General features: G+C 42.5%; 12 protein-coding genes. All 12 read right to left on the bottom strand.

Going from position 1 to position 11,458, the window contains the following annotated elements:
- Positions 1-33: 33 nt before the first annotated feature.
- Complete coding sequence (locus N8O43_RS00965) at positions 34-762, bottom strand: metallophosphoesterase family protein (protein ID WP_060628413.1); 729 nt, start codon at positions 760-762, stop codon at positions 34-36.
- Position 763: 1 nt separating this feature from the next.
- Complete coding sequence (gene recN / locus N8O43_RS00970; protein WP_261089124.1) at positions 764-2,431, bottom strand: DNA repair protein RecN; 1,668 nt, start codon at positions 2,429-2,431, stop codon at positions 764-766.
- Between the two features lie 6 nt (positions 2,432-2,437).
- Positions 2,438-2,869, bottom strand: a complete 432-nt coding sequence (locus N8O43_RS00975; protein ID WP_001034401.1) for an arginine repressor — start codon at positions 2,867-2,869, stop codon at positions 2,438-2,440.
- The gene (locus tag N8O43_RS00980) at positions 2,862-3,677 is read right to left on the bottom strand and encodes a TlyA family RNA methyltransferase (RefSeq protein ID WP_261089125.1); all 816 of its coding nucleotides are present in this window, start codon (positions 3,675-3,677) and stop codon (positions 2,862-2,864) included. Before N8O43_RS00980 ends, N8O43_RS00975 begins: the two co-directional genes overlap by 8 nt.
- Entirely contained in the window at positions 3,670-4,545 is an 876-nt protein-coding gene (locus tag N8O43_RS00985; RefSeq protein WP_261089127.1) for a polyprenyl synthetase family protein, read from the bottom strand. Before N8O43_RS00985 ends, N8O43_RS00980 begins: the two co-directional genes overlap by 8 nt.
- On the bottom strand, positions 4,542-4,754 hold the full coding sequence (locus N8O43_RS00990; protein WP_000043226.1) for an exodeoxyribonuclease VII small subunit: 213 nt from the start codon (positions 4,752-4,754) through the stop codon (positions 4,542-4,544). Before N8O43_RS00990 ends, N8O43_RS00985 begins: the two co-directional genes overlap by 4 nt.
- Positions 4,732-6,072, bottom strand: a complete 1,341-nt coding sequence (gene xseA / locus N8O43_RS00995) for an exodeoxyribonuclease VII large subunit (RefSeq protein WP_261089129.1) — start codon at positions 6,070-6,072, stop codon at positions 4,732-4,734. The genes N8O43_RS00990 and xseA overlap by 23 nt, the downstream gene beginning before the upstream one ends.
- A 127-nt stretch (positions 6,073-6,199) precedes the next feature.
- Positions 6,200-6,838: a uridine kinase gene (udk, locus tag N8O43_RS01000; protein WP_001181377.1), complete on the bottom strand. Its 639-nt coding sequence runs from the start codon at positions 6,836-6,838 to the stop codon at positions 6,200-6,202.
- A 109-nt stretch (positions 6,839-6,947) separates the two neighbouring features.
- On the bottom strand, positions 6,948-7,826 hold the full coding sequence (gene truB, locus N8O43_RS01005) for a tRNA pseudouridine(55) synthase TruB (RefSeq protein WP_261089458.1): 879 nt from the start codon (positions 7,824-7,826) through the stop codon (positions 6,948-6,950).
- 11 nt (positions 7,827-7,837) lie between these two features.
- Positions 7,838-9,112, bottom strand: a complete 1,275-nt coding sequence (locus tag N8O43_RS01010) for a DUF2130 domain-containing protein (protein WP_261089134.1) — start codon at positions 9,110-9,112, stop codon at positions 7,838-7,840.
- 94 nt (positions 9,113-9,206) lie between these two features.
- Positions 9,207-10,487 carry an O-acetylhomoserine aminocarboxypropyltransferase/cysteine synthase family protein gene (locus tag N8O43_RS01015; protein ID WP_125393707.1) on the bottom strand — a complete coding sequence of 427 codons (1,281 nt, stop codon included), beginning with the start codon at positions 10,485-10,487 and terminating at the stop codon, positions 9,207-9,209.
- 147 nt (positions 10,488-10,634) lie between these two features.
- Entirely contained in the window at positions 10,635-11,432 is a 798-nt protein-coding gene (locus N8O43_RS01020; protein ID WP_261089136.1) for a formate/nitrite transporter family protein, read from the bottom strand.
- Positions 11,433-11,458 lie beyond the last annotated feature (26 nt).

Raw genomic sequence — 11,458 nt, forward strand, 5'->3', positions numbered from 1 at the left:
ACATTTTGACAAGACCATACCCTGTTAGGAGTACTAATCTTCAGCGACAAAGCCGTCATTTTCGATAAAGTGTTGTTCTGTCATTCCTTGGTCTGTAAAGACAATCCCGTGAAGGACACCACCATAGACAGCTCCTCCGTCCATCCCAATCTTGCCATCTTCTGTAGTCCAAAGCTCAGCAGTACCACGCTCTTGCTTCAGCAAACTATAGACCGGTGTATGGCCAAAGACAATGATTTTTCCAGTATGATTTTCTGCTTCGTGGAATGGTTTTCTAAGCCAGACTTTTTTATAATCTGTGGTTTCATGCCAGTCATCCAAGGTCAAATCAATACCTGCGTGAACAAAGATATACTTGTCTGTCTCTACCACAAATGGCATTTGACGAATAAATTCGACCAAGTCTGCCGCTTCAGTAGCAACACGCTTGGCATCTTCTACCCCATCAACTGGCGCATCCAAGGGACGACCTAGGATAGAGTTAATGGTTGTATCACCACCATTGCGACGATAATGATCATAGCTTTCTTCTGGGTCATCAAGCCAAGTCAGAAACATATACTCGTGGTTTCCTGACAAACAGACAGCCCCTTGATTATCGACCAAGTCCTTAACCATCTCTAGGACACGGCGACTATCTTCACCACGGTCAATCAAGTCCCCTAGAAAGAGCAACTGGGTCTGACCATCCCATGTTTTGAGAAGGTCTTCCAGCATCCCAGCTTTTCCATGAACATCTCCAATTACATAATAGTCTGTCATCTTATTTCTCCCTGTTTCTCAACAATTCTCTGGCTTGCGTCAGGGCTGCTTCCGTCACATCATCACCTGCCAACATCTTAGCAACTTCTTCCACTCGCTCTTCAACCGTCAAGAGACGAACAGTCGAAACTGTTGAATGGTCATTACTAATCTTCTCAATAAAGAATTGATAATCCGCAATCGCAATCACTTGTGGTAAATGGGAAATAGCCAGAACCTGACCATGTTGGCCAATCTTGTGAATCTTCTGTGCAATAGCCTGAGCTACACGGCCTGAAACTCCTGTATCCACTTCATCAAAGACAATACTTGTCTTGCCCTCTTTGCGAGAAAAGGCAGATTTAATAGCTAGCATGAGACGAGATAATTCCCCTCCAGAAGCAACCTTGACCAAGGGTTTAAAATCTTCGCCAGGGTTGGTTGAAATGTAAAACTCAACTGTTTCATTGCCCTCACGGCTGAATTTGCCCTTGCTAAAACGAACCTGAAACTGAGCTTTTTCCATATACAGGTCCTGTAGTTCTTGTTTAATCTCAGATTCTAATTGCTGAGCCAAATCATGACGAGCAGATGCAAGCTGACCTGCCAAATCAACAAGATTAACTTCCAATTTTTTAAGCTCTGCTTCCATGTCTTCAGACGAAAGGTTATTGCCTGTTAAGAGATTGTATTCTTCTGTAATTTTGGCAAAATAAAGCAAGACATCATCCACAGTTCCACCATACTTACGAGTAATGGTATGAAGAAGGTCCAAACGATTCTCAACCTGCATGAGGCGATTGCCATCAAAATCAAGGTCCTCAATGATAGCTTCCAAACGCTTGCTAATGTCTTCTAAGACATAGTAGGTCTCAGACAGAGAGCTTGAAATTTCACGGTAGTCAGGGTCATACTCTTCGACACTTTCCATGTCATTCATGGCCGAACGAACATTGGCCAGACTTGAAAAGTCTTCATTGTCCAACATGCTGTAGGCATTGGTCAGCGTATCCGCAATATTTTTATGGTTGAGAAGTTTCTCTCTCTCTTGGTTGAGAGTCAAGTCTTCTCCAGCCTGCAAGTTTGCTGCCTCAATTTCTGCCATTTGAAATTCCAACATTTCAATACGAGCCTTATGTTCCTGTTGGTTTTTCTTGACTTCCAGAACCTGCTTGCGCATTTTTCGATAAGCATCAAAACTAGTTTGATAGGTTTCTTTCAAGTCCCAAAAAGCTGCATCGCCAAATTCATCCAACATCTGGATGTGCAGTTGAGGACGCATTAACTCCTCTTGGTCATGCTGACCATGTATGTCCACAAGATGTTGCCCAATAGCACGCAAAACAGACAGATTGACCATCTGGCCATTCACACGGCTGATACTACGACCATTTTGCAAAATTTCACGACGGATGATAATCTCATCACCCAATTCCAAACCTTGCTCATCAAAAATTTCCTGTAAAAGACGACTATTCTCAACTGAGAAAAGCCCCTCAATCTCTGCCTTAGGCGCACCATGACGAATAACATCTGTCGTCGCACGAGCTCCCAACATCATATTCATGGCATCAATGATAATCGACTTCCCTGCACCCGTTTCACCAGTCAGGACAGTCATCCCCTTTTCAAAATTGAGGGAAATAGCCTCAATAATGGCAAAGTTTTTTATCGAAATTTCAAGTAACATATAGACCTACCAATTTTTTACTTGTTCAAAGATTTCCTCAGCTAGACTTTCACTTCTGGCAATGACTAAAATCGAGCTATCATCAGCTAAACAGCTAAAAATCTTATCCGCAAAAGTCTCGGTTAACTGAGCTTTTACAAAAGCTGTATTTCCTGGGATGACTTGGAGATTGATCATCTTGTCCATCAATTCTGCCGATTCGATATTGTCTTCAGCCAGTTGCAAACTTTTCACGATTGATTTTGGCAATTCATAGACATAGGTATTGTCTCTCAAAGGAATTTTGACAATACCTAGCTCTTTGATATCTCGGGATACCGTCGCTTGAGTGGCAGTGATACCTGCTTCTTTCAAATGTTCTACGATTTCTTCCTGTGTACCGATTTGATAATCTGTCACAAATCGTCTAATTTTTTCAAGTCTCTCTTTTTTATTCATTTTTAAATTGACTATGCGCCCTCTCTACTACTTCTTCAATATCAGCCAGAACCTGATTGCTTGCTGACTCTTCTTTTTTCAAATACGTTAAAAACTCAATATTTCCATGACCGCCTTGGATGGGAGAAAAGTCCAAACCAAGAACTGAAAAGCCTTCCTCTACTGCCATAGCTGTGACAGATTCAAGGACATGTTGATGAACCTTGGCATCGCGAATGATTCCATTTTTTCCAATTTGCTCACGTCCTGCCTCAAACTGGGGCTTAACCAGAGCCACAACCTGACCTTGATTAGCCAAGACACGATGCAAGGCCGGAAGAATCAGACTGAGGGAAATGAAACTCACGTCAATGCTGGCAAAGCTCGGTTCCTGCTCGAAATCAGTCTTTTCAGCATAGCGAAAATTGAACTGCTCCATGCTGACAACCCGTGGGTCTTGGCGTAGTTTCCAAGCTAACTGATTGGTACCAACATCGACTGCAAAGACCAACTCAGCACCATTTTGCAACATGACATCGGTAAAACCTCCAGTAGAGGCACCGATATCAATCGTGGTAGCTCCTTCCACTGACAAATCAAAGACCTGCAAGGCCTTTTCTAATTTCAAGCCACCACGGCTGACATACTTGAGTTTCTCTCCCTTGAGTTTTAGCTCGGTGTCATCTGGAATTTTCTCTCCTGGTTTGTCAAACCGTTCTCCATTAAGGACTGCTACGACTAGGCCAGCCATCACACCGCGCTTTGCTTGTTCTCGCGTTTCAAACAAGCCCTGTTTATAAGCTAGTACATCCACTCTTTCCTTAGCCATTGATTCTCAAACTTTCTACTACTTTTACAATCGATTCTGTTTCAAAGGGAACCTGCTGGGCAATTTCTTCTAATTTGGAATTAGCTTGATCCAAAGTCTGGTTACAAAAGGCAATGGCCTCTTCCAAGCCCAACAAGGCTGGATAGGTTGATTTTTCAGCCTGCAAATCTTTTTGAGGCGTCTTGCCGATTTCCTCAAAACTAGCTGTCACATCCAGTACGTCATCTCGAACTTGAAAAGCAAGTCCAATTAATTCACCAACAGTTTTCAGCTTTGCCTGCATCTCAGGTGCTAATTCGGCTATAATAGCAGCCGCTTGGAAGGGATAAGCTAGTAGTTTTCCAGTCTTATTAGCATGAATAGTCTGGAGTTCTTCCAAAGACAAATGCTGGTGTTCACCCTCCATGTCCAAAACCTGCCCTGCCACCATACCCAGACTACCTGAAGCAAGGGATAAGTTGGCAATCAAGTCTACCTTAATCTGACTTGGCAAATCTGCCTGCGCTATCAAGGCATAAGGATCTAGGAACAAAGCATCTCCAGCCAAAATCGCCATAGCTTCACCGAATTTCTTATGGTTGGTCAAACGCCCTCGACGGTAATCATCATCATCCATAGCTGGAAGATCATCATGAATCAAGCTCCCTGTATGAATCATTTCCAAGGCCGCAGCCACCTGCGCGTGAGCAGGTTTGATGGCAACTTGCAAGGCTTCCAAAACTTCCAACAAGAGAAAAGGCCGAATACGCTTGCCACCAGCATGAATGGAATAGAGAACCGACTCTCTCAAACTAGAGGCAAACTGCTGGTCTCCATAAAAGTCTTCCAAAGCTGACTCAACAAGAGCTAATTTTTCTTGCTTTTTCATTCAAAATCACTTTCTGTTCCGTCTTCTTGCATGACCTTGACCAAGGTCTTTTCAGCCTTATCCAGCGTCGCTTGGAGCTCTTTTGACAAGACCATACCCTTTTGAAAGGCCGCAATCGCATCTTCCAAAGCAATTTCACCATTTTCCAAACTTTGGACAATGGTCTCCAGTTCTGCTAGATTTTCCTCAAATTTCTTTTGTTTTGACATCTTTAACCTCTAATTCTACTTGACCATCTCGCATCAAAAGCGTCACTTGGTCTTTTTTCTTCAAACTCTCAACCGAATCGATAACTGAATCTTCTTTTTTGACAATAGCATAACCACGCGCCACGATTCGACTGGTATCCAACATCAGTACGGCTTCTGATAATCTCTTGACCTCAGCAACCTTGGCATCATAAACCAGCGCCATTTGGCTACGTAGGAGCTTATCCAACTGACCTAGGCGGTCTTGATAACGCTGGATTTTGGTAACAGGTGATAATTGCACCAGTTGATGTGTCCTTGCTTGTACTAGCTGTTTGTTATCGGAAATCTGTGTGCGCAAACTTTGTTTTAAGCGCAGTTGCAGTTGGTCCAAGCGTTGCAAATAACCATCATACAAGCGCTCTGGCTGTCTAAAGATAACAGACTGACTGCATTTTTTCAAAGATTCTTGTTTCTTAGATAGGACATTTCGGACTGCTGTTGCCATCCGTTTTTCCTGATTTTGCAAATGAGCCAATACATCCAACTTGGTCACAGGAGTTGCTAGCTCAGCAGCTGCTGTTGGCGTCGCTGCTCTGCGATCTGCCACAAAGTCCGCCAAAGTCACATCCGTCTCATGCCCCACACTAGAGATAACTGGCAAACGAGATTCAAAAATAGCTCGTACCACAATTTCTTCGTTAAAGGCCCAGAGATCCTCGATGGAACCACCACCACGACCAATAATGAGCAAATCCAAATCGTCCCGTTGATTAGCACGCGCAATATTTCTAGCAATTTCCTCCGCAGAACCCTCACCTTGAACCTTAGTTGGATAAAGTAAGATATCGACACCTGGAAATCGCCTGCTGACGGTCGTGATAATATCTCGAATAACAGCTCCACTGCGACTGGTTACCACACCAATTCTCTTAGAAAATTGGGGCAGAGGTTGCTTGAATCTCTCTTGAAACAGACCTTCTTCTGCCAATTTTTTCTTGAGTTGTTCAAACTGAATCGCAAGCGCCCCAACCCCATCAGGCTCAGCCTTTTCAATGATAATGGAGTAGCTACCACTTGGTTCATAGACCTGTACACGCCCAATCACATTGATCTTCATTCCTTCTTCAAGGTCAAACCCTAATTTCTGATAAATCCCAGACCAAATAGTCGCTTGAATGACTGCATGGTCATCCTTTAGGGAGAAATATTGGTGAGTAGGTCGTTTACGAAAGTTGGAAACTTGACCAGTTAAATAGACCCGTTCCAAGTAAGGGTCTTTATCGAATTTCATTTTCAGATACTTGGTCAAAGTTGTTACCGATAAATACTTTTCCATCTCCACCTACTACTCATTTCCTTGCTCTTTCATGGGTATTATTATACCAAAAATATGCCTAAAAATCTCCATTTATGTACCATTATGAGGGAAAAATAAAAAAAGGAGGAAAAGCCTCCACATCTGATTATTTGCTGTTCCGAGCTTCTTCCAAAATCTTTTCAATCTTGGTCGTCAACAGGTCGATAGCAACGGTATTGCTAACCCCTTCAGGAATGACGATATCCGCATAACGCTTGGTTGGCTCGATAAACTGGTGGTACATGGGTTTAACCACACCTAAATACTGGTCAATGACGCTATCAAGGCTACGGCCACGTTCTTCCATATCACGCTTGATACGACGAATAATGCGTACATCATCATCCGTATCCACAAAAATCTTGATATCCATCAAATCGCGCAGACGCTTGTCCTCCAAGACCAAAATCCCCTCAACGATAAAGACATCTTGAGGCTCCTGACGATAGGTCTTGCTACTTCGTGTATGCTCTGTATAGTCATAAGTCGGGATGTCCACCGGACGCCCTGCCAACAATTCCTTAATTTGCTCAATCATCAAGTCTGTATCAAAGGCAAAAGGATGGTCGTAGTTGGTTTTGACACGCTCTTCAAAGGTCAAATGAGACTGATCCTTGTAGTATGAATCATGCTCAATCATGGAAATCTTTTCATCAGGAAAATGCGATAAAATGGCTCTTGAAACACTGGTCTTACCTCCACCAGAACCACCTGTCACTCCGATAATGATTGGTCTATTTTGCATGCTATCCTCCGTTTTTTTATCCGTGGTCTATTCTATCACATTTTTTGCAAAATTTATAGTCTGATTTGGATAGTCTAGGAGAAACAACACTCCCTACACCCCAGTTAGATTATCTAAAAACCTTCCTTGGCTTGTAGAGATTGTCCCGTTTTTCTAGAATGGCTAGTAATTTATCGTCTTCAAAGGCAGCTAATTCTTGTTCTGTTTGTTCGAGTTCGATAAAACGACCAAAGCGTACTTCTGTAGCCTCTTCTGGACTTAGGAAAACTTTGACAAGGTCGCCTGTCCCAATCTCTAGAGGATGGAGAAAATCCAGTTGGCCAGTTTCCACTTTCTCAGCAATTTCTTCCAAGGTAAGAGCATCTTCTAGTTGCAAACCAGCAGCACTAGTACGAGTTAACTGAGACATATGGGCCGAATAGCCCAATTTTTCTCCCAAGTCAACTGATAAGGTACGAATATAGGTTCCCTTACTACATTTCACACGAAAAGTAAAGCGTGCAAGATGACCCTCATAAGTAATCGGACTTGTCCGTTCAAATTGATAAATGGTCACCTGACGTTCTGGACGCTCCACTTCCTGACCTGCACGTGCATACTCATAGAGCTTACGACCATTGACCTTAACCGCAGAATACATAGGCGGAATCTGAATAATAGGTCCTGTCAGACTGGCGATTGCTTCATCGACAAGCTTTTCATCCAAGGGCGACAGAACGGGTGTCTCAGCGACCACTTCCCCACTAGCATCCTCTGTCGTCGTTGAATAGCCAAGAGTGATTTCCCCCTCATAGACCTTGCCCTCATCCTGCATAAACTCGACCATGCGGGTCGCCTTGCCAACTGCAATGGGCAAAACACCCACCACATCCGGATCCAAGGTCCCACCATGACCAATCTTCTTGGTTCCCAAAATCTTACGCAGTTTAAAAACTGCATCATGCGAGGTCATTCCCGCTTCTTTTCTTAAGTTGATAATACCGTTCATATATTTCTTTCTCACTCTCCTTTCAGAGCTTCAAACTTAGCTTTCATAGTTGGATTTTTACGGGTCAATTTTTTGACGGAAACATCTTCCAATTTGTTGTTTGCAAGGCGAAGTTGGTTTTCAGATGTGGTTAGGAATTTCTTGACCTCTTCCATGCGTTTGATGGCCTTGTCAATTTCATCGATAGCTTTGCCAAAGTTAGTCGAAGCTGAGTTATAGTTCTTAGCAAAGGCTAGTTTAAAGGCATCTAAGTCTTCTTCAAAATGCGTAATGTCAATATTTTGCTCACGCACCAAGGCCAGCTCCTGCTTGTATTTTAGGGAATTTAGCGCCGCATTACGTAAGAGCCCAATCAACTGGATAAAGAATTGAGGACGAACCACATACATCTTTTCATACTCGTGGCTGACGTCAACAATCCCTGTGTTAAAGTAGTCGTTATCAGCTTCAAGCATGGTCACCAAAACGGCATACTCACAGTTCTTCTCCCGACGGTCCTTGTCTAATTCCTTGTAAAAATCTGCATTCTTGTGCTTCTTCTCTGTTCCATCTGCTTCATTTTTCATCTCAAACATAATGGAGATAATCTCTACTCCATTTTCATCACATTCACGGAAGATAAAGTCTCCTTTAGAACCACGCGCAGAAACCTTGTTATCCTTCTCAAAGTAAGCATTTGGAAAGGCAAAACTACGGACCTTGTTAAACTCACTCTCTGCGTAGTGTTCCAGACTTTCCCCGATAGCTTTTGTAGATTGTTGGGCTTTGAAATTCTTATAAAATTCGACTTGTTCACTGGCTGCTTTGAGCTGGGCTTCATAGTTTTGTTTAACTGAAGCAAGAGAGAGTTCGTTTTCTTTTTCTTGCAAGAGAAGCTGATTTTTAACCTGGTCTCGTTCTTTTTCTAGGTCAGAGAGGGTCTTCTGTAGTTGATTTTCATGCTCTAAACGCAAGGTGACCAATTGGTTTTCCAAAGCCTGTACTTCCTTGTCCTTAGCCAATAAGGCCTGATGGCTTGTCTGTTCAACCTCTTTCTTGGCCAATTCTTTTTCTGTATCAAAGTTTTGGATTTGACTCTGTAATTGCGCAATTTCTTGGTCTTTTTGAGCTAGTTTAGACTGTTGTTCATTCATGACCTTTTGCTCAGCCAAGGCCAGTTCCTGCTTCATCCGGTCGTGCAATTCCTTATCAAACTCTGCCGTTCTCACTTGGGATAAAAGTTCAGCATACTGGCTCTCATTTACTGTAAAGACTTCCCCACAGTTGGGGCATTTGATTTCGTTCATATCGTTCCTCTTTCTAGACTTCTGTAACCATTATATCATGCCTGAGGGAAAATCAAAAACAGTGAGTCGAAACCCACTGTTTATCTTCTTTTCCTTAAATTTTTTCCAAGGCCAAGCGCAAGTCTTCAATCAAATCTTCTACATTTTCAAGACCGATAGACAAGCGGATTTGGTTTGGTGTTACACCTGCGGCTTCTAAGTCTTTTTCTGACAATTGACCGTGAGTAGTTGTTGCTGGGTGAACCACAAGAGACTTGGCATCTGCCACATTTGCAAGGTCAGAGAAGATTTCTAAATGATCAATAACCTTGCGTGCTTCTGCCTCCCCACCTTTGACATGGAAAGTAAAGATTGAGCCCACACCTTTTGGCAAGTATTTCTCAGCCAAGGCATGATAAGGACTGTCTGCAAGTTTTGGATAGTTTACCTTTTCTACCTTAGGATGGTTGACAAGGAAATCAACAATTTTCTCTGCATTTTGCACATGGCGTTCCACACGAAGTGAAAGAGTTTCAAGTCCTTGGAGCAAGAGGAAGGCATTAAATGGAGACAATGCCGCACCCGTATCACGAAGCAATTGAACACGGACAGCGATAATAAAGGCTACTGCACCCACATCACGAGTATAGCTCAAGTTATGATAACTTGGATCCTCGTCAACAAATTGAGGGAATTTCCCTGAAGCCGCCCAGTCAAAACGACCGCTATCGACAATCACTCCACCAATAGTCGTACCATGCCCACCGATAAACTTAGTCGCAGAGTGAATAGCAATATCTACACCGTGAGAAAAAACGTTAATCAAATAAGGTGTTGCAAAGGTATTATCTGAAACGAGTGGAATCTGATGCTTATGAGCAATCTCTGCCAATTTTTCCAAATCTGGAATGTTAATCAAGGGGTTGCCCAAGGTTTCAATCAAGACAAGCTTGGTATTGTCATTGATAGCTGCTTCTACTTCCTCCAAATTATCCACGTCCACAAAGGTTGTTGTGATACCATAACGAGGAAGGGTTTCTTTCAAGAGGTTGAAGGTCCCGCCGTAAATAGTTGATGCCGCTACTACATGATCACCAGCATGGGCAAGCGCCAAAATCGTATAAGTTACTGCGGCCATACCTGATGCTGTTGCAAGAGCTCCAACACCACCTTCAAGAGCAGCAATTCTTTCTTCAAAGGCAGCCGTTGTAGGATTAGTAATACGAGTATAGATGTTGCCTGGTTTTCTCAAGGCAAAAAGATCGGCACCTTCCTGCGTATCATCAAAAACGAAGGATGTTGTTTGATAAATCGGCACTGCACGAGACTTGGTTGCTGGATCAACTACTTGCCCAGCATGCAATTGTAAGGTTTCAAATTTAAAATCACGAGTCATAAAACGACCTCCAAATAGTTTGATTAAGGATATTGTAGCACCTTAAGTTATAGTTTACAAATATCAGTTTTCTATATTTTGATATAAGAAATAGCTATTACTCTATTTTAAAAACGAAAAAAGCACGACTCAATCGTGCTCATTTTCTTAATCTACATAAGTATCTTCATTTTTATTGAGGAAGGCATATGGAAGGCCCATCAAGAGGCCTCCTCCGATAAAGTTTCCAATGAAGGTTACCCCCCAGTGGCGAAGCATATTCCCAACACCGAAGTTAGCAATTGAATCAGCAGCAACACTGAATTTTACAATCGCGAATGAAGCAAAGTTCGCCGCAATGTGCTCGTTTGTTAAGAATACAAACATGTAAATTGCTGACAACACAAGCCAAAGTTTGGCACCACCATCTTTGACCAAAACAAATGAAAGAATCGCAATATTTACGAAAATATTTGCCAAAATCGCCTCAAGCAAGATTAATTCATTTGAACGGCCTAATTTCATCTCAACAACCCCTGAGATGAAACTATCATGAGTCAGATGTGCATAAGCTGCTGAGTGGGCAAACCCCCAACCTGCTATCAAGGCTCCGATAAGGTTGAACAAAGTACAGTAAAGTAAAATCTCAGCTGTTTTTCTCCAAGAGATTTTTTTCAAGAAACTACCAGCAGTCAAGAACATCATGTTTGATGTTACCAACTCGGCATTCAAGAAAACAATGTAGGCCAATCCCCAAGCAAAGACAAATGGGAAGAGGAAGCGTCCACTACCTGGTGCAATTTTATTAATCAAGTCAGCCCCAACTGCACCAGCAGCAGTACTGAAGGTTAAAAATGCACCTGCGAACATAGAACGAATCGCATACTTAAATTTGCTTTGACTATAAAGACTTTCTTTCTTCTTGCAAGCAAATTCAATCTTTGAGATAAATTCTGAAGAAATCATAATAAACTCCTAAAACTTTTATTTGT

Origin of the sequence: Streptococcus mitis, assembly GCF_946190335.1 — a bacterium.
Lineage (GTDB): Bacteria > Bacillota > Bacilli > Lactobacillales > Streptococcaceae > Streptococcus > Streptococcus mitis_CH.